The sequence below is a fragment of the Mesorhizobium sp. M0410 genome (assembly GCF_040321435.1).
Taxonomy (GTDB): domain Bacteria; phylum Pseudomonadota; class Alphaproteobacteria; order Rhizobiales; family Rhizobiaceae; genus Mesorhizobium.
In genome coordinates, this window is sequence record NZ_JAMYRN010000015.1 from 110,840 (window position 1) to 128,432 (window position 17,593).

A 17,593-nucleotide genomic window follows, 5' to 3' on the forward strand; every position below is an offset into this window, starting at 1 on the left:
ATTCTGCCGGGTGGCAAGCGGGGCGCAGACGAGGAGATTTTCCGAAATTACGTGCAGTTTTTATGCACGGCTTGCCTCGGCTGGCTGCAGGCGGCATAGATCGAACATGATCACCGAAAGCTACCGCCCGCGCCGCTCGGTGCTTTACGTTCCGGCCTCGAACGACAAGGCGCTGGCCAAGATTCCGCCGCTGACCTGCGATGCCGTCGTCATCGATCTCGAGGACGCCGTCGCCCCGGTCGACAAGCTTTCCGCGCGCGAAAAACTGGCGGCGATTTTCGCCGGCCGTTCCAACCGGCGCTGCGAAATGGTGGTGCGCATCAATGCGCTGTCGAGCGAATGGGGCGCCGACGATCTGCTGGCCGCGGCAAAATGCACGCCCGACGCCATCCTGCTGTCCAAGGTCGACACTCCGCGCGACATCCTCGAGGCCGGCGACGTGCTAGACGACAATTTTATCGCGGACGAGGTCAAATTATGGGCGATGATCGAGACGCCCAAGGCGCTGCTCAATATCGGGCCGATTGCCGAGCTCGGCCGCGACCCGGCCTCGCGCCTGGTTTGTTTCGTTGCCGGAACGAACGACCTGGTCAAAGACACCGGCATTCTCGCCACGCCCGATCGGCGCTATCTCGTGCCATGGCTGATGCAAATGGTGCTCGCGGCGCGTGCCGGCGGCCTCGACCTGCTCGATGGCGTCTTCAATGATTTTCGCGATATGGACGGGTTTGCGCGCGAGTGCACGGAAGCGGCCGCCATGGGTTTTGACGGCAAGTCGCTGATCCATCCGGCTCAGATCGAAGCCGCGAACCGCGCCTTTGCACCGTCGCCCGAAGCAATAGCCGAAGCGCGCGCGGTCAAGGATGCCTTCGCGCTCGCCCAAAATACCGGTAGGGCGGTAGTTGCGCTGAACGGCAAGATGGTCGAGCGGCTGCATCTGGCGCAGGCCGAAAAACTGCTGGCGAAGGCCGCCGCTGTTCGCGCATGACTAACGCAACTGACGACAGGATTGAAGAATGAAACTCTACCGTTTTCTGTCCGGTCCGGACGATTCCAGCTTCTGCCACAAGGTGACGGCGGCGTTGAACAAGGGCTGGCACCTGTTCGGCTCGCCGACCTATGCCTATGACCAGGAAGCCAAGACCATGCGCTGCGGCCAGGCCGTGGTGAAGGACATCGAGGGCCAGGAATACGGCCCCGACACCAAGCTCAGCGATTGGTAGGGAGGTTCGCTGAAGCGCTCGTCCTTCGTCATCCTAGGGCGTAGCAGTCGCGAAGCGACGTCGCGGAGTACCCTAGGATCCATGCCGTTACCTCTGCCGAAGGGCACGGCGGATCAGGATTAGTCTAGTGTGATCTACCACCGATCGGGATAGCCCCGTTACCCAGAACGGGATGATGAGCGTTCGGTTCTGCACCGCCGGCGCACTGCATCACTATCACGGCATGGATCCTGGGGTCTGCGCCGCGTCGCTTCGCTCCTTGCTCCGCCCCAGGATGACGAGGAGCGGGGTCGCTCACTCCGCTGCCTCTTCGATCTTCTCCATATCGTCGTCCGACAGGCCGAAATGGTGGCCGATCTCGTGGATCAGCACATGGGTGACGATGTCGCCCAGCGTTTCCTCGTTCTCGGCCCAGTAGTCGAGGATGGCGCGACGATAGAGGGTGATGCGGTTCGGCCCCTCGCCGGTCTGCGGATTCCAGCGCTCGGCGATGCCGCGCCCCTCGAACAGGCCGAGCAGGTCGAAGGGCGTTTCCAGCGAAAGGTCGTCCATGATCTCGTCGGTCGGGAATTCGGCGATCTGAATGACGATCTCGCCGGTCAACTTGCGAAAGTCCTCCGGCAGATGGGCATAGGCCTCCAGCGCCAGGAGCTCGATTTCCTCCATCGTTGGCGAAAGCTGGTCGTGCCAGATGCGTGTTTGGTAGATGCGAGCCATGCTTTGTCCTTTGATCCCGGCATATAGGCTTTCAGGCCGAACTCGGCAAATGGTCGGGCTGCCGCCTTTGCCCCAGGATCATAAGCAGGAATAAATTCAGCGTGTCGTAATTCGCGTACGCACTGAGGAGGTGGTACCGTGCTGAACAAATTTCGAGCCGATGAGTCGACGGAAATGGTGGAAGGCGCGTCCTAGAGTTCCGCGACACCTTTCTTGCCCCTCGGGAAGGTTTGGTGGTCGTGATTGAGGTCTACCTAGACGAATCTGGCACTGACCATGACTCGCAAATTCTTTCCGTATCCGCCGTTTGGGCTTCAAAAGAAGACTGGCAGATCTGGACCCTCGAGTGGATCGTGGCGAAGGCGCCGATAAAAATTCACCACTCGGTCGATTGCCATAACAGGCATGGGGAGTACGAAGGGTGGACCCGTGAAGAGCGAGATAGACACGTCAAGCGCATCCTGCCGGTAGTCAAAAACCACTACATTCGGGGCATTATCGCCGCCGTCGACAGGCGGAAACTGAGCGAGGTCTTGGCTCACAAACATAGCTTAGCCATCAAGCCGGAAGACATGGTACGCGGCTGGTACTACATCTGCCTGCAATGGGCCCTTCGCAGCACGTGGGAGAAACTCGCATCGGAAGGCCACGATAACATCGCATTCGTCCATGAAGCCAACCAGTACAGCGCGGCGGCGACTGAGGCGTTCCAGCAAGTCCAGCGGCATTTTCCGGGAAAATCGGCGACTTTCAATTTCGGCTCAAAAACTAGGCACCCACCGCTTCAATGCGCAGACGTATTGGCATATGAGGGGAACCATCAAATGAGGAATTTTCGCGGTCCCCTACGAAAAACCCTCCAAGCTATCGACCCTAGCTTCAGCCGCTTTAGCTTTCGCAAATATGACGATGAAGAAGTCGATCAAATCGCCGACTTTACCGCCCAATATTTGAGACGCGTCGCCTCAGAATTGGCTTCAGGCTAGAGTCAAAAGCCGCCCCCTTTTTATCAACCCCAGGCTCCCGAGCGGTTTCCTTGAAAAGCTCGGATTGCTCTTTCTGGGAATAAATTCCCCATGACTCCGCTTGACTCTTCGGGCGGCCTCTGGAATCTATAGGAACATAACGGGAACAATTGTGAGTGGAAGCTGACCGTCATGGCGACAAGCGCCGTGGCGCGGGAGACTGTTTTTGCCCTGCGCCGCCAGATCGCGAAGATCGAAGGGACCTTGCCCGAGCGCCTGGAGGCGCCGGCCAGTTCGTCGTTTGACGCGGATGTCCCTCGTCAGAGTCTGACACCCTCTCGGCATCCGACACCCGCTCGGAATCTGACCATTGTCCGGCGCGGCCTCGCCGTGGCGCCGCCCGATGCGTTTTTGCGCACCGGCGCCGAGCGCCTCGATGCTGCGCTGAGCGGCGGCCTGCCGAAGGCGGCGGTGAGCGAGTTTCATGGCGCCGCGACCCGCGATGCCGGGGTCGTTGCCGGTTTTGCCTTGTCGCTCGTCAGCCTGATCCTAAGCCAGGGGCCGCGATTGCCGGTGCTGTGGATCGGCACATCAGAGGTTTTCCGCGAGGCCGGCTTTCCCTATGCCAGGGGGCTTCACGCCTTCTTCGGCATCGAGCCGGAGCAATTGCTGTTTTCCGAGGCGCCAAGGCTGCTCGATGCGCTGTGGATCGCCGAGGAGGCTGCCCGGATGACGGCGCTGGCCGCCGTCATCCTCGAAATCCGCGGCAGCCCGCAGCGGTTTGACCTCACCGCGACGCGGCGGCTGCACGCCCGCGCGCAGAGTGCGGGCCGGCCGCTGTTCCTGCTGCGCCAGGCCGGCGAGCCCGAACCGACGGCAGCGCCCGTCCGCCTCATCCTGTCGGCGGCACCGGCGGCAACGCGTAAGACGCTTGCCGGGCCGCTCGCCGGCTCGATCGGCCGGCCCGCCTTCACCGTCGCCATCGGCAAGAGCCGCACGGCCTTGCCCGGAAAATTCACACTGGAGTGGAACCCCGATGAACGCATATTCGAAGAAAGACGGGGCGAGCAAGGAAGGTCTCAGGAATGGGCCCCAGAACGGCCAAAGAATCCTATCCCTGTGGTTTCCGCATCTCGCCGCCGAGAGAATCCTGCGGCAGCGTCTGGGGCGGTCCTGGCGTTCCCGGCCGTCGGATCACCTGCCGCTGGTGATCAGTCACCGCGACCGGAACGCCCAGCGCATCGCCGCCCTCGACGAGCGGGCCGAGGCGCTTAATCTGAAGCGCGGCATGGGCATAGCCGACGCACGCGCCATGCATCCCTCGATCGACATCGTGGAGGCCGATCCGGAGGCCGACCGGCGCCTGCTCGAAGGCCTCGCCGACTGGTGCGACCGCTATACCCCGCTGGTGGCGCTTGACGGGACCGACGGCCTCTATCTCGACGTCACCGGCTGCACCCATCTTTTCGGCGGCGAACGCTCGATGCTGGACGATATCCTGTCGCGTTTTTTCCATCAGGGCTTCGATGTCCGCGCCGAGCTTGCCGCCACGCCTGGGGCTGCCTGGGCGGCGGCGCGGTTTGCTGGCGACCGCATCGTGCCCGATGGTAAGGAGGAAGCGCTTCTCGCGCCCTTGCCGCTGGCGGCGCTGCGCATCGACCCGGAGGTACGCGCCAGCCTCGAAAGCGTCGGCCTGCGCACGGCGGGCGCCGTCATGGCGGCACCGCGCGCGCCGCTGGCCCGCCGCTTCGGCGCATCGCTGCTCTTGCGTCTCGACCAGGCGCTTGGCCGCCTCGAGGAGGCCGTGTCGCCGCGCCTGCCGGTCGCACCGCTTTCGGTCGAGCGTCACCTTGCCGAGCCGATCATGCTGACCGAGGACATCGAGCGGCTGACCGGCATGCTGGCGACCACCTTGAAGAGCGACCTCGAGCGTCGCGGCGAGGGCGCAAGGCGGCTGGCGCTGCTGCTTTTCCGCGTCGATGGCGGCGTCAGCCGCATCGCCGTCGGCACCTCGCGGCCTCTGCGCGAGCCGCGGCTGATCCAGAAATTGTTCCACGAAAGGCTTGCCGCGCTCGAACAGGATATCGACGCCGGCTATGGCTTCGATCTCGTGCGCCTTTCGGTGCTGACCGCCGCCGCCTTCGACATGCAGCAGGCCGACCTTGCCGGCGAGACGAGCGACGACGGTGCCGATATCGCGCTTTTTGCCGACCGCATCCGCGCCCGGCTCGGCGAAGGTGCGGTCTTGAAACCGGTCGCCGTCGAGAGCCATCTGCCGGAGCGCGCCGTCGCCACCCTTCCCTTCGCGGAAGTGCCGCAGAGAACCTCGCCGCCGAAGCAGCCGGACAAGGCGAAGGACGCTCCCACGACCGTCTTCCAGCCGGAACGGCCGATCCGGCTTTTCCGTGCGCCCGAGCCGATCGAGGTGCCGGCCACCGAAATGCCGGAAGGCCCGCCTTTGAACTTCCGCTGGCGGCGCGCGCTCTACCGGGTCGCGCGCGCCGAAGGGCCGGAGCGCATCGCGCCGGAATGGTGGCGAGGGGCGGCGGGACGAGAAGATGCCCCGACCCGGGATTATTTCCGCATCGAGGATGCCGACGGCCGCCGTTACTGGCTCTATCGCCAGGGCCTTTACGGCGCCTCTCAAGTCCCGCCGCGCTGGTTCATGCATGGGATCTTCGCATGAATGCGCTGACGGCCATCCCCTATGCCGAATTCGGCATTCAGTCGAACTTCTCGTTCCTGCGCGGTGCCTCGAAACCGGAGGAGCTGGTGGTCGCGGCAAAATTCCTGGGGTTTTCGGCGATCGGTCTCGCCGACCGAAACACGGTGGCGGGCGTGGTGCGCGCCTGGCAGCAGGCCAAGGTGGAGGGTGTTTCCTATCATCCCGGCTGCCGCCTGGTTTTTTGCGACGGCACGCCGGACATCCTCGCCTACCCGCAGGACCGCAAGGGCTGGGGTCATCTGTGCCGCATGCTGACGCAGGCCAATCTGCGCGACGAGAACGAAAAGGGCGCAGCGCTTCTCAAACAGAGCGATCTTCTCGAATGGGGCGATCTCCTGTCGCTGGCCATACTGCCGGATCTGTCGGCGGACGCGGAAGCTGGCCTCGAACTGATTAGCCGGCTCAGGGATCGCTTCGGCGAAAACCTGAGGCTGGCGGTTTCGCCGGATTACCGCGGTAACGACCGCTTCCGTATCGAGCAGGCGGCGGCGATGGCCGAGCTGGCCGGCATCCCGCTGATGGCCACCAACGACGTGCTCTACCATACGTCGGAACGGCGCCCGCTGCAGGACGTGCTGACGGCGATCCGCCTCAATGTGCCCGTCGCCGAGGTGGGGCTGGAGCTGGCGGCCAATGCCGAGCGTCACTTAAAGCCGCCGCTGGAGATGGCACGGCTTTTCCGCAGGCATCCGCAAGCGCTGGCGGAAACGCTGCGTTTTGCCGGCGAGCTGACCTTCTCGCTCAGTGATCTGCAATACAACTATCCCGACGAGCCGACGGAATCGGGCCTCGGGCCGCAGGCCGAGCTGGAAAGGCTGGCCAAGGAGGGGGCCGCCATCCGCTACCCCTCGGGCGTGCCCGCTTTTGTGACGCAACGCATCGAGGAGGAGCTCGCCCTGATCGAGCGCCTGAACTACGCGCGCTATTTCCTGACTGTCCACGACATCGTCAAATTCGCCCGCAGCCAGAACATTCTCTGCCAGGGGCGCGGCTCCGCCGCCAACTCGATCGTCTGCTTCTGCATCGGCATCACCGAAGTTGGCCCGGACAAGATCGACACGCTTTTCGAGCGCTTCATTTCCGAGGAAAGAAACGAACCGCCCGACATCGACGTCGATTTCGAGCATGAAAAGCGCGAGGAGGTCATCCAGTACATCTATTCCAAATACAGTACCAAGCGCACCGCGCTGGCCGCTGCCGTCGTCAGCTACCGGGGCCGCTCGGCGATGCGCGAAGTGGCCAAGGCGATGGGCCTGTCGGACGACGTCCGCAGCGCGCTGTCCAGTTCGATCTGGGGCTGGTCGACCTCGGAACTCGGCGAAAAGGAGACAAAAGCCGGCGGCCTCGATCAGACCGATCCATCGACAAGGCACGTGATCGAATGCGCCAACGAGATCATGGGCTTTCCCCGTCATTTGTCGCAGCATGTCGGCGGTTTTGTCATCACCAGGGACCGGCTCGACGAGATCGTGCCCATCGTCAAGACGGCGATGGACGAGCGCAAGATGGTCGAGTGGGACAAGGACGACCTCGACGCGGTGAAAATCCTTAAAGTGGACGTGCTGGCGCTCGGCATGCTGACCTGCCTGCAGCGCGCCTTCACCCTGCTCCGGGATCATTATCCGGAGGCGCGGGACGATTACGGCCAACCCTATGTGCTGGCCACTCTGCCTGCCGAGGACAAGCGTGTCTACGACATGATCTGCCGCGCCGACACGATCGGCGTCTTCCAGATCGAATCCCGCGCGCAGATGTCGATGCTGCCGCGGCTGCGGCCGAAAAACTTTTACGATCTCGTCATCGAGGTGGCGATCGTGCGGCCCGGCCCGATCCAGGGCGACATGGTCCATCCCTATCTGCGCCGCCGGCAAGGCAAGGAAAAACCCGAATACCCCAAGCCGGAACTGGAAAAAATCCTCGGCAGGACGCTGGGCGTGCCGTTGTTCCAGGAGCAGGCGATGAAGATCGCCATCGTCGCCGGCGGCTTCAGGCCGGGCGAGGCCGATGAACTGCGCCGCGCCATGGCGACGTTCAAGCGCACCGGCACGATCGGCAATTACCGCAAGAGAATGGTCGACGGCATGGTCGCCAAGGGCTACGAAAAAGACTTCGCCGAGCGCTGCTTCAAACAGATCGAAGGCTTTGGCGAATACGGCTTTCCCGAAAGCCACGCCGCCTCCTTCGCCCTGCTGGTCTATGCCTCCTGCTGGTTCAAGACCTTCTATCCCGACGTGTTCTGTGCCGCGATCCTCAATTCCCAGCCGATGGGGTTTTACCAGCCGGCTCAGCTTGTCCGCGACGCGCATGACCACGGCGTCGAGATCCGCGACGTCGACGTCAATTTTTCCGGCTGGGATTGCGCCTTGGAGAAATCGCCTTTCGATCCGGATCGTATCCTTGACCGCCATGCCCAGATGCGCGGCGTCATCCGGACCAGCCATGCCGTCCGGCTGGGTTTTCGCCAGGTCAAGGGCCTGTCGAAGGAGCGCATGGAGACCTTTGTGCTGCGACGCGGCGACGGCTACGCATCCGTGCGCGATGTCTGGCTGCGCTCGGGCCTCAACGTCGACGAGATCGAAAAACTGGCACAGGCCGACGCTTTCCGCTCGCTTGGATTGAACCGCCGCGACGCTCTATGGGCGGTCCGCGCGCTCGACGGCAAGAGTGCCGCCGAAAAGCTGCCGCTGTTCGATCAGCCGGCGATCCGCTTGCGCGATCTCGAGCCTGAAACCCGGCTCCCGGCAATGCCGCTCGGCGAGCACGTCGTCCACGACTACCGCTCGCTCGGCCTGTCGCTGAAGGCGCACCCGGTCGCCTTCCTGCGTCAAAGGCTGGATCGGTCCGGCGTCACGCCCAATGCGCGGCTCGGCCAGGTGCGGGACGGCCGCCGCGTTTCGGTCGCCGGCCTCGTGCTGGTGCGGCAGCGGCCGGGCAATGGCAAGGCGATTTTCCTGACGCTGGAAGACGAGAATGCGGTCGCCAATATCATTTTCTGGGAAAGAACCTTCAACCGCTTCCGCCCCATCGTCATGGGCGCGCGTTTCATCCGCGTCACCGGCAAGCTGCAATCGGAATCGGACGTCATCCATATCGTCGCCGAGAAGGTCGAGGATCTGACGCCGTGGCTGTCGGTGCTGCTCGAGGAGGCAAGGCTTGTGGATGAACCTTCGAGCGGCCCCGAGGAGAAGCGGCCCGATAGCATCGCGCAAACGGAACTATTGGGAAAGGCAGAGAAGGTCATGCCCAAAGGGCGCAATTTTCAGTAGAACATGGCTGGCTATTGGCCTCTTCTCTTCGTCAGGCCGTTCCGCCCAGGCGCGGTGGCGTGGGCACGGCATCGTCAATGGTGATCGTACGTGCCTCCGAGGGCAGCATGATCGGAATGCCGTCCCGCACCGGATAGGCAAGCTTTGCCACCCGCGAGATAAGCTCGCCGCGCTCCGGATCCCAGGCAAGCGGCCCCTTGGTCAGCGGGCAGGCCAAGAGTTCCAGCAGCTTGGGATCGACAGTCCTGTTCCCGTCACGTCCATCCGCCATTCGATCCATCCTTTCCACAAGGCGACCGCTTCAGGTTTTTGCGCGTGGCCTCCCCTTCTCCCTTGTGGGAGAAGGAGGGCCAACCTACTGCAAACTCGAACCGAAATCCTCATTGTCGCGCGCCAGCGCCATTTCGGTGATGGCGATCAGGGTCTCGGCGCGTGTCTTCAGATCGGCCGCTTCGAGCAGCGCCTGTTTCTCGGCCGGCCCGTAGGGTGCCATCATCGACAGTGCGTTGACCAGCATGGCGTTTTCGGCGCGGCTGACGCTCTCCCAGTCGGCCTCCAGATCGTTGGCCTGCAGATAGGCGCGAAACGCTTTCAGCAGCGCCGGCCGGTCGATCTCGGCGTCTGCCTGCTCCTCGTCGAGATCGGCGAGAAAAGGTGCCAGCCGGCACTGGCGGAACGGCGTCTTGACCGTGAGTTCCTGAACAATGCGGAACCGGCACACGCCCTGCAGCGAAATCAGGTAACGGCCGTCGCCGCTCTCGGACAGCGCAATGATGCGCCCGGCACAGCCGACATTGCAGAGCTCCGGCTCGCCGTCTGGACGCAGCGCACCGTCGAGGCTGGGCTGGATCATGCCGATCAGCCGCGGCCCGGCGATCGCTTCGTCGACCATCTGCAGATAGCGCGGCTCGAAGATGTTGAGCGGCATACGGCCTCCCGGCAACAGCAATGCGCCCTCAAGCGGAAAGATCGGCATGGTCGACGGTAAGTCCGCAGCGAGCCGGTAATGCGCGTTTCCCGCCTGCACCTCAATCCTCCGATCGCTTTGTCAGGAAGCGCACCAAATCCGTCTCCTCCCGGCCGGCACAAGGCGCAACACCGGAAACCTGAAATCGAACGCCGTCCGAAAACCTAATCTGGCGCAGCTGCCGCCCACCGCAAGCCCGCGCGACAAAACAGTCTGCGCCGGCTCAGGAAAACAGCAGCGACGACAATTTGCGCCGTGCCGACAGCGTTGCTTCGTCGGTCATGCCCCATGCCTCGAAGAGCTGCAGCAACTGGGTTCTGGCGCCGTCGTCGTTCCACGAGCGGTCTGCCTTGATGATCGCCAGCAGATTGTCGGCCGCCGCCATGCGATCACCCTTGCCGTTCTGGATCATGGCAAGCTCGAACCGTGCCTGGTGATCCCCGGGATTTTCGGCCAGCCGCCGTTCCAGTTCCGCCGGATTGCCGAGCACTGCTGCTTGCGCGGCGAGCGCCATTTTGGCCCGCAGCGCGGCGAGCTGGGGCGCATCCTTCTTCGCTTCCGGCGCCCGCGCCAGCACCGCCTCGGCACCTTCGGCATCGCCGGCCTCGAACAGCAGGTCGCCCAAGCCGGCGATCGCCTCGATCGTCTCCGGCGCCTGTTCCAGGATGGCATCGTAGATGTCGGCCGCTGTCTGCACATCCCCGGCGTCGCGCGCCTCGGCAGCCGCGGCCAGCGCTTCGGCCACTTGCGGCGCGCCACCGTTCTTGCCGCCAACCTTCTGGATGAATTGCGTGATCTGGCTCTCGGGAATGGCGCCCATGAAGCCGTCGACCGGCTGGCCGTCCTTGAAGGCAATGACCGCCGGTATCGACTGGATGCCAAGCTGGCCGGCGATCGACGGATGGTCGTCGATATTCATCTTGACCAGCTTGACCTTGCCGCCGGCGGCTTTCACCGCCTTCTCCAGCAGCGGCGTCAATTGCTTGCAGGGGCCGCACCACGGCGCCCAGAAATCGACCAGCACCGGCTGGCGACGCGATTCCTGGATGACGTCTGCAGCAAATCCAGCGGTCGTTGTGTCCTTGATGACGTCGGCCGGCGCCTTCGCAAGCGCGACCTTCTCACGCGCGGCATCGGTGCCGCCATATTGCACGGTGGTGGCATACTGGCGGCCATTGCTGCCAAATGGGCCGCCAAAGGGGTTGCTATCGCTCATCTCTCGTCGCCTTTCGGTCGCGCCGCCGGCCAAGGGACGGGCGCAACATCCTTCTTTAGAACCCGGTTTCAGTCACCCCGGTCTTAGTCACCCATGTGGCGATCATGCCGAGACTTTCAAGATAACAGCATCATGTCCGGTTGCCTCGACGAATTTGACCAGGTCCGCGGCAGCGATGGAAGTCGTCGCTTCATTGGTCAGCGGGTGGGCATTGACCACCGCATGGCTCATCAGCTTCTCGTCCAAAACGACCTTGACCCTTCGCTCGGTGTCGTTGATCAGCCCGAACACCGTGACCGCGCCCGGGACGACGCCGAGAAGCTCCATCAGCATCTCCGGCCGGCCGAAAGACACGCGCCCCGCAGCGCCGATCAGATGGTGGATCTGCTTGAGATCGACCACCGCCTCCTCGTCGACGCTGACCAGGAAGAAATTGTCCTTCTTGTCCTTGAGGAACAGGTTCTTGGTGTGGCCGCCGGCAATCTCACCGCGCAGCGCCTGCGAATCGGCGACCGTGAACAGCGGCGGATGCCGCCGCGTCGATACCTCGATCCCGAGTCCGGCAAGAAAGGCGAAAAGTTCGGCTTCGGTCTTCGGCATCGGTCTTTCTTCTGGTGGCCCGCTTTCAACGGCTTGTTTGGCTAACGCCGTTTACGGCCAATGATGCGGCCAAGACAAGTCCGTCGCGCAACGCGGGGGGTGATTGCCTTGCGACGTCCGGAGGAGCGCTTCTCCGCATTGCCGGCGAAGCAAAAAAGCCTGCGAATTCCCTGTTGCAATCGCCGCGCTCTTCAGCCATATAGGCGCGGCTTGCGGCCCAAAAGCCGCGCGAGCGGGTGTAGCTCAGGGGTAGAGCACAACCTTGCCAAGGTTGGGGTCGAGCGTTCGAATCGCTTCACCCGCTCCATTTCTCTCAAGGGAAATCAAGCATCGAAAAGCCGCGGTCCGCCGCGGCTTTTTCGTTTTTGCGCGCCAACAGGGCGCAGCGCGCCGAATCGGCTGGCCGCGCGCGCAAGTTCATTTGCCACGAGATTCATCCGCAGACCGCTCAGGTGCTTTTGAGCGTTCCGTTCATTCCGTTCGGGTAGAAGCCGCCCTTGCTGACGCCTTTCTGGTCGGTCAGATAGACGATCCGAAGCACTTCTTGCGGCGTCCTCGTGAAGGCGATTGCATCCGGGGTCGATGGAACGATATTGGCTTTGCCGTCCACTCGGATGCCCTGGTCCTTGTCTTCCGGTCCATCGATCTTGTCGCGGGCGTCGGAAACCGCATTGGCGGCCTTCCAGGCATCCTCGCCCATTCGGTAAAGCGACGATCGCGCCATCCCCATGTGGTAGGCCTCAACGGCCAGAATGCCAGCGGCGGCGGCCTGGAAATCCTTGTTTTTCAGAAGGGGCGCGGCGCCGGCATAGGCAGTGACGCCGACATCCTCGAACAGCATGCCGCCGAGCACGAAGTTCATCTGGTTGCCGAAAGGATCGAAGTCCGCTCCGAGCCCCGCCGCCTTGGCAACCGCCGCAAAGCCCGCATCGAAATCGATTGCCGGCCGGTCGACGGCATCGCTTCCAAGTGTCTTGCGATAGAACCTGACATGGGCAAGTTCGTTTTCGGCGACCTCACGCATGAACTCGCCGATTGCAGGCGTGTCAAAGCGAACCTGTTTGCCGCCAGCCACAGCGCCGGCCTTCGGGCCGGCATCCGAGTCATCGATCCCTTTTCCGGTTGTGCCGCGCAGGTAATATTCGGCTTCCATATATTCGAGATTGAGGGCGAACCGGAAAATGTCTTCGTCTTTGACCTCATCCTGCGCATAGGCGCGGGAAACCGGGGCAAGCCCGGTGGCCGAAGCGAGCGTCGCTCCCAGGCCAAACTGCAATGCGCGGCGGCGTGAAACACGAAATGCAGGCGTGACGCGGATCATGGCTTCCTCCCAAAAGCCCGCCGGCATCAAACATTTTGGCACCCTCAAAAGCGGGCCTGCGCTCCCAACTTCACGAACTGTGGAATGTTCCTCAATCGCCTTAAATGATCTCGCCGGATGGCGAGCACCGAGGTTTCCTCGATTGTAACCTCATGTCAGCCGACGCACATGCGCTGTAGCGGCGCTGGATCTGACGGCAGCAAAATCCAGCCGTTGCGGTCGTCCGAAGTACGCTGTCGATAAAATTCAGGACTTTTGCGTGCCGGTTTCGGACCAAGGTCCATCTTGCAGAATACTGTATTTGAACAAAGCTAGGTAACAGCCGGCTTTCACATTGGAAGTCCTGACGTTTTTCATTTGGAACCCATCCTGGCGGGAGGGCGACTCGAAGGAGGAACTATGAAAACGCGCACCTGTCTATTCGCGACTGTAGCCGCTCTCACCCTTGTCGCATCTCCGGTACTCGCTGCTCCCGGCGGCAATGGCAATGGCAACGGCAATGGCGGCAGCAACGGCAATGGCGGAAACTCGGCCGGGGCCGGCTCGCAGGGACACGGAGCCGCCACTTCCGCCGCGGCCAGGGACAAGTCGACGCACGGAGTTGCTCACGCAGCGGCGGTCGTTGCGACGACACCGGCCTCGCCACAGGCCACGTTGGCCTTGCAGGCAGCGCTGGCAAGGCAGACCGCGGATGACGCGGCAGACACTGCCGACGACACTTCCGACGAAACCGAATAAAGCTTTCGAAGCAGCCGCTTGTTGTGTTGAAAAGCCGCGGTTCGCCGCGGCTTTTTCGTTTCCCGACGACGAACTCTCAAGGTGAACAGCGCTTCCAGAAAAAAGCTGCTCCACGGCGGCACTGAAGCTACGCTAAGGCCAAACGCCGCCGCATCGGCGTCGGTTTCGATTGCATTCGAGGAGATCCCATGACCGGCTTTGTCGACCGCGAGCGCGCGACTGACCTGATGCAGCGCGCCGGCATCGAGGCGCTGGTGCTTTGCGAGCCCGAGGCGTTCCAATATGCCACCGGTGCCTGGATCGGCCCGGCAGGCCTGTTCCGGCGGGCCGGCGCCGGTTTCGTCGTTATTCCCAAGCGAGGCAACCTGCCGATCGGCGTCGTGGTGGCGGATTTCCAGGCTGCCCAGCTCCCGGCGGCGATGGCCGGCGCCATGGTACGCACGCATCCGATCTGGATCGAATCGGCGTCGCTCGAGCCGGCGACGGCCGACCGGCCTGTTGCGCAGCGCATCGAGGCCGGCCTGGTTGGCCGCGCCCCCGGTTTTTCACGTCCGGCGACCTTCGAGCTTGCCCGCTCCGTCCGCGAGCTGAAGACGATCCTCGCAGAATTCGGGCTGGAGCGTGCGACGCTCGGCATCGAGCTGGATTTCGTCTCGGCCAGCGATTTTTCCGCGATGCAGGCGATGTTGCCGGGCACTGCCCTGGTCAACGGTTCGCCGATCCTCGACCGGCTGCGGGCGATCAAGTCGCAGAGCGAGATCGACCTGTTGCAGCAGGGCATCGTCCTGTCGGAGGCCGGCCTGTCGCGGCTGCAGCAGCATGCAGCGGCCGGCATGCGTCAGTCTGAGCTGGTCGCGCTTTACCGGCAAGGCGTCGCGGATGTAGCCGGCGGGTCGTCGCAGCAAATCTCGACGGCGGAATACGTCACGCTGGGCGCTCGCCCAAAAGGCGCCGACGCGGTCGCCGCCGCCGGCGATCCGCTGAAGGCCGACATGGTGTGCAGCGTGAACGGCTATGCCTCGGATATGTCGCGGAATTTCACCTTCGGGCCGCCGTCGCCCGAACAGGCCGAATTGCATGCGATAGCCGAACGCGCCTTCGCCGACGGGCTTGCCGCGCTTATGCCCGGAAAGCCGTTGGCCGCCGTGCATCGCGCCGCCAGTGACAGCCTGGCGCGCCAGGGCCTGCGTTCCTATCGCCGCGGCCATTTCGGCCACGGCGTCGGCCATTCCGTGTTTTCCGAGCAATGGCCGTTCATCTCGGCCGACTGCGATGTCGCGATCGAACCCGGCATGGTGCTGGCATTCGAGATTCCGCTCTACATCGACAGTCTCGCCAGCTTCAATCTCGAGGACCAGTTCCTGATCACCGCCAACGGGCCGTCGCCGATGAACCGCCTGCCGAGACGTCTGGGGGTTATCGGCTGAATCCAGCCGGCGCCCTTATCTGGCGCCGGCCACGCCCCTGCGGAAATCCGACGGCGACATGCCGGAAAGCTTGCGGAACGACTTGTTGAACGCGCTGAGCGAGCCGAAGCCCGATTCCATGGCGACGCGCAGCACATTGGCATCCTGATGCATCAGCAGCGCCTGCGCGTAGCTGAGGCGCAGCAGATTCACATATTCATTGAGCGTCATGCCGGTCGATTTCTTGAAGATGCTCATGGCGTATTTGGGATGGATGTCGGCCGCCGCGGCGATGTCGACGCAATCGATCTCGTAGAGGAAATTCTCGGCGATGAAGTCGCACATGCGCCCGACATTGCGCAGCGATTGCTGATCGAACGGGCTGCCTAGCTCCTGTTCGACCGGCGTTTCCGGCACCAGCCGGTAGGGCTCGAACCGCACCCGCTCAAGCCGCAGCAAAAGCTCGTTGACGGCATGCTCCGCCTTGACCGGGTCGCCGGAGCGGGCATAGCGGTTCCAGCGCTCGAAATTGTGGTCGTCCGACCGGTCTGTGGCGTCGGTCACCAGCGTCGCGCCGGTCATCAGCCTGTTGCGGACGTCGACGGGCAAATGCAGCCGGAAGAAATGAACCAGCGGCAGATGCGCGCCGGCGTAGATGGCATCGTCGGAGGCTTCGTCCATCTGGTGCGGCAGGCCGCCCCAGAACAGGCACATGTCGCCCGCAGAAAGCGAAAGCCCGTGCCCGTCCATGCGGTAATGCACGGCGCCACGCACGATGAAATTCACCTCGACCTGGGCATGCCAATGTGGCTTGAGCATCACCAGGGGCTGGGTGTGGAACATTTGCAGCAGCAGCGGCAGGCCCTCCACGCTGCTGGCGCCAGGCTGGTAAAACGGCCTTTCCGGCATCTTACTTTCCGCTCATTTCTTATTCCCTTTGTCGCGGACAAGGCTTTCCCGAAGCCTAGTCTAGCCACGCTCGCAAACAGAGAGCAACTGAAATGGGAGGATTTCAATGCGCTTAAAATTGACCTGCGCCGCGCTCGCGCTTGCCCTGGGCTCCAGCCCAGCCTTTGCGCAGTCCGGTGAAATCACGATCTGGAGCTGGAACATCGCCGCTTCGTCGCTGAAGGCCACCATAGCGGGCTTCAACAAGCAGTATCCCGACATCAAGGTCACGGTCGAGGACCTCGGCAACCAGCCGACCTACGACAAATCGATCGCCGGCTGTGCCGCCGGCGGCGAGGGCCTGCCGGATATCGTGACGATCGAGAACGGCGAGGCGGAAAACTACTGGAGCCAGTTCCCGGATTGCTTCGTCGACCTGCACACGCTCGGCTACACCGCAGAAGACCAGGCAAAATTCCCCGACTTCAAACGTACCGAGCTCGAGGTTGACGACAAGGCCTATGCGATGCCCTGGGATTCCGGTCCAGTAGCGATGTTCTACCGCCGCGACTTCTATGAGAAGGCCGGCGTCGACCCGTCTTCGATCAAGACCTGGGACGATTTCATCGCCGCCGCCAAGAAGATCCAGGCCGCCAATCCTGGCGTGACGATGACCAACGCCGATTTCAACGGCGATTCCGAATTCTTCCGCATGATCTCCAACGAGCAGGGCTGCGCCTATTTCTCCGCCGATGGTCAATCGATCACCGTCAATCAGCCCAAATGCGTCGATGCCATGACCAAGATCAAGGAGATGAAGGACGCCGGCATCATTTCCTCTGCCGACTGGAGCACCAAGATCACTAACAACACCGCCGGCAAGGTCGCCAGCCAGATGTATGGCGGCTGGTATGAAGGCACCATACGCACGGAATCGCCCGATGGCGCAGGCAAATGGGGCGTCTATCTGATGCCGAGCCTGACCGCCGACGGTCCGCGCGCCGCCAATCTCGGCGGCTCCTCGCTCGCCATCACTTCGGTGTCGAAGAACAAGGAAGCCGCCTATGCCTATCTGAAATACACGCTAGGGACGAATGAGGGCCAGATCACCATGCTGAAAGGCTTCGGCCTGGTGCCGTCGCTGATCTCGGCGCTCAACGACCCTTATGTCTCCGAAGGCCTGCCCTATTGGGGTGGCCAAGCCGTGTGGAAGGACATCCTCGGCACCTTGCCCAAGGTCGTCCCCAGCCGCGGCACTCCGTTCCAGAGCGACGCCGAAATCATCATCCGCGCGGTGCAGACCAAATATCTGGCCGGCGGCTATCCCGACGCCAAGGCAGCGCTCGACGATGCCGCAAGCCAGATCGCCGCGGCGACCGGCCTGCCGGTCAAGTCGTGATCTGATACGGGATGGCTCCAGACTTCGTGATCTATTTCGAACGCTGGCGCTGCCCCTCACCCTTACCCTCTCCCCGTGAAGAACGGGGAGAGGGGAATCCCCCAGCATTGCGGCCAGGCAGGCGGATGAGGGGCGGCGCCGGCCTTCGAACAAGCCACCGTT

The 17,593-nt window shown here is 63.0% G+C and carries 16 protein-coding genes and 1 tRNA gene; 10 read left to right on the forward strand and 7 right to left on the reverse strand.

Annotated elements, in window-relative coordinates; translation table 11 throughout:
• The first annotated feature begins 109 nt into the window (after positions 1-109).
• Together NKI63_RS21975 and NKI63_RS21980 are read left to right on the forward strand one after the other, a co-directional pair.
• Positions 110-988 carry an HpcH/HpaI aldolase/citrate lyase family protein gene (locus NKI63_RS21975; RefSeq protein WP_352823273.1) on the forward strand — a complete coding sequence of 293 codons (879 nt, stop codon included), beginning with the start codon at positions 110-112 and terminating at the stop codon, positions 986-988.
• A 28-nt stretch (positions 989-1,016) separates the two neighbouring features.
• Positions 1,017-1,223, forward strand: a complete 207-nt coding sequence (locus NKI63_RS21980; RefSeq protein WP_352470863.1) for a DUF1737 domain-containing protein — start codon at positions 1,017-1,019, stop codon at positions 1,221-1,223.
• Positions 1,224-1,517: 294 nt separating this feature from the next.
• Here NKI63_RS21980 and NKI63_RS21985 read toward each other — a convergent pair whose 3' ends face one another.
• Positions 1,518-1,940, reverse strand: coding sequence for a metallopeptidase family protein (locus tag NKI63_RS21985; protein WP_023680515.1), 423 nt, complete (start codon positions 1,938-1,940; stop codon positions 1,518-1,520).
• A gap of 233 nt (positions 1,941-2,173) precedes the next feature.
• On the opposite strand from NKI63_RS21985, the gene NKI63_RS21990 reads away from it, so the two are divergent.
• The 4 genes from NKI63_RS21990 to NKI63_RS22005 all read left to right on the forward strand — a co-directional run bounded on the left by NKI63_RS21990 (position 2,174) and on the right by NKI63_RS22005 (position 8,896).
• The gene (locus tag NKI63_RS21990) at positions 2,174-2,926 is read left to right on the forward strand and encodes a DUF3800 domain-containing protein (RefSeq protein ID WP_352507376.1); all 753 of its coding nucleotides are present in this window, start codon (positions 2,174-2,176) and stop codon (positions 2,924-2,926) included.
• A gap of 171 nt (positions 2,927-3,097) precedes the next feature.
• On the forward strand, positions 3,098-4,180 hold the full coding sequence (locus NKI63_RS21995; protein WP_352823254.1) for an ImuA family protein: 1,083 nt from the start codon (positions 3,098-3,100) through the stop codon (positions 4,178-4,180).
• A complete protein-coding gene (locus NKI63_RS22000) occupies positions 4,113-5,591 on the forward strand; it encodes a DUF6504 family protein (RefSeq protein WP_352823257.1) in 1,479 nt (492 codons plus the stop codon). The genes NKI63_RS21995 and NKI63_RS22000 overlap by 68 nt, the downstream gene beginning before the upstream one ends.
• The gene (locus NKI63_RS22005; protein WP_352507379.1) at positions 5,588-8,896 is read left to right on the forward strand and encodes an error-prone DNA polymerase; all 3,309 of its coding nucleotides are present in this window, start codon (positions 5,588-5,590) and stop codon (positions 8,894-8,896) included. The genes NKI63_RS22000 and NKI63_RS22005 overlap by 4 nt, the downstream gene beginning before the upstream one ends.
• A gap of 31 nt (positions 8,897-8,927) precedes the next feature.
• Here the strand turns inward: NKI63_RS22005 and NKI63_RS22010 are convergent, their stop codons facing one another.
• From NKI63_RS22010 to NKI63_RS22025, 4 genes are all read right to left on the reverse strand, one after another.
• Positions 8,928-9,167 carry a Trm112 family protein gene (locus tag NKI63_RS22010; RefSeq protein WP_352507380.1) on the reverse strand — a complete coding sequence of 80 codons (240 nt, stop codon included), beginning with the start codon at positions 9,165-9,167 and terminating at the stop codon, positions 8,928-8,930.
• 84 nt (positions 9,168-9,251) lie between these two features.
• Positions 9,252-9,923 (reverse strand): LON peptidase substrate-binding domain-containing protein, encoded by a 672-nt coding sequence (locus NKI63_RS22015; protein ID WP_023675985.1) that lies wholly within the window; start codon positions 9,921-9,923, stop codon positions 9,252-9,254.
• 163 nt (positions 9,924-10,086) lie between these two features.
• Positions 10,087-11,079, reverse strand: a complete 993-nt coding sequence (gene trxA, locus NKI63_RS22020; RefSeq protein WP_352507381.1) for a thioredoxin — start codon at positions 11,077-11,079, stop codon at positions 10,087-10,089.
• Between the two features lie 102 nt (positions 11,080-11,181).
• Positions 11,182-11,679: a prolyl-tRNA synthetase associated domain-containing protein gene (locus NKI63_RS22025; RefSeq protein WP_254817917.1), complete on the reverse strand. Its 498-nt coding sequence runs from the start codon at positions 11,677-11,679 to the stop codon at positions 11,182-11,184.
• Positions 11,680-11,911: 232 nt separating this feature from the next.
• Between NKI63_RS22025 and NKI63_RS22030 the strand changes: the two genes are divergently transcribed.
• Positions 11,912-11,986 (forward strand) — tRNA-Gly (locus NKI63_RS22030).
• Positions 11,987-12,127: 141 nt separating this feature from the next.
• Here the strand turns inward: NKI63_RS22030 and NKI63_RS22035 are convergent.
• The gene (locus NKI63_RS22035) at positions 12,128-13,000 is read right to left on the reverse strand and encodes a ferritin-like domain-containing protein (RefSeq protein WP_352479722.1); all 873 of its coding nucleotides are present in this window, start codon (positions 12,998-13,000) and stop codon (positions 12,128-12,130) included.
• Between the two features lie 399 nt (positions 13,001-13,399).
• Here NKI63_RS22035 and NKI63_RS22040 point away from each other — a divergent pair, with 399 nt between their 5' ends.
• Both NKI63_RS22040 and NKI63_RS22045 read left to right on the forward strand, forming a co-directional pair.
• Positions 13,400-13,738, forward strand: coding sequence for a hypothetical protein (locus tag NKI63_RS22040; RefSeq protein WP_254817926.1), 339 nt, complete (start codon positions 13,400-13,402; stop codon positions 13,736-13,738).
• Positions 13,739-13,926: 188 nt separating this feature from the next.
• Positions 13,927-15,165, forward strand: coding sequence for a M24 family metallopeptidase (locus tag NKI63_RS22045; RefSeq protein WP_352507382.1), 1,239 nt, complete (start codon positions 13,927-13,929; stop codon positions 15,163-15,165).
• Between the two features lie 15 nt (positions 15,166-15,180).
• Here the strand turns inward: NKI63_RS22045 and NKI63_RS22050 are convergent, their stop codons facing one another.
• A complete protein-coding gene (locus NKI63_RS22050; RefSeq protein WP_352507383.1) occupies positions 15,181-16,053 on the reverse strand; it encodes a helix-turn-helix domain-containing protein in 873 nt (290 codons plus the stop codon).
• A 106-nt stretch (positions 16,054-16,159) separates the two neighbouring features.
• Here NKI63_RS22050 and NKI63_RS22055 point away from each other — a divergent pair, with 106 nt between their 5' ends.
• Positions 16,160-17,431 carry an extracellular solute-binding protein gene (locus NKI63_RS22055; protein WP_254817929.1) on the forward strand — a complete coding sequence of 424 codons (1,272 nt, stop codon included), beginning with the start codon at positions 16,160-16,162 and terminating at the stop codon, positions 17,429-17,431.
• Positions 17,432-17,593: the final 162 nt, after the last annotated feature.

Excerpts from the sequence above, each read along its gene's own strand:
- NKI63_RS22045 (WP_352507382.1), top strand. The coding sequence starts at position 13,927 with ATGACCGGCTTTGTCGACCGCGAGCGCGCGACTGACCTGATGCAGCGC.
- NKI63_RS22005 (WP_352507379.1), top strand. The coding sequence starts at position 5,588 with ATGAATGCGCTGACGGCCATCCCCTATGCCGAATTCGGCATTCAGTCG.
- NKI63_RS21985 (WP_023680515.1), bottom strand. The coding sequence starts at position 1,940 with ATGGCTCGCATCTACCAAACACGCATCTGGCACGACCAGCTTTCGCCA.
- NKI63_RS22055 (WP_254817929.1), top strand. The coding sequence starts at position 16,160 with ATGCGCTTAAAATTGACCTGCGCCGCGCTCGCGCTTGCCCTGGGCTCC.
- NKI63_RS22040 (WP_254817926.1), top strand. The coding sequence starts at position 13,400 with ATGAAAACGCGCACCTGTCTATTCGCGACTGTAGCCGCTCTCACCCTT.
- NKI63_RS22050 (WP_352507383.1), bottom strand. The coding sequence starts at position 16,053 with ATGCCGGAAAGGCCGTTTTACCAGCCTGGCGCCAGCAGCGTGGAGGGC.
- NKI63_RS21980 (WP_352470863.1), top strand. The coding sequence starts at position 1,017 with ATGAAACTCTACCGTTTTCTGTCCGGTCCGGACGATTCCAGCTTCTGC.
- NKI63_RS21995 (WP_352823254.1), top strand. The coding sequence starts at position 3,098 with ATGGCGACAAGCGCCGTGGCGCGGGAGACTGTTTTTGCCCTGCGCCGC.
- NKI63_RS22035 (WP_352479722.1), bottom strand. The coding sequence starts at position 13,000 with ATGATCCGCGTCACGCCTGCATTTCGTGTTTCACGCCGCCGCGCATTG.
- NKI63_RS22025 (WP_254817917.1), bottom strand. The coding sequence starts at position 11,679 with ATGCCGAAGACCGAAGCCGAACTTTTCGCCTTTCTTGCCGGACTCGGG.
- NKI63_RS22010 (WP_352507380.1), bottom strand. The coding sequence starts at position 9,167 with ATGGCGGATGGACGTGACGGGAACAGGACTGTCGATCCCAAGCTGCTG.
- trxA (WP_352507381.1), bottom strand. The coding sequence starts at position 11,079 with ATGAGCGATAGCAACCCCTTTGGCGGCCCATTTGGCAGCAATGGCCGC.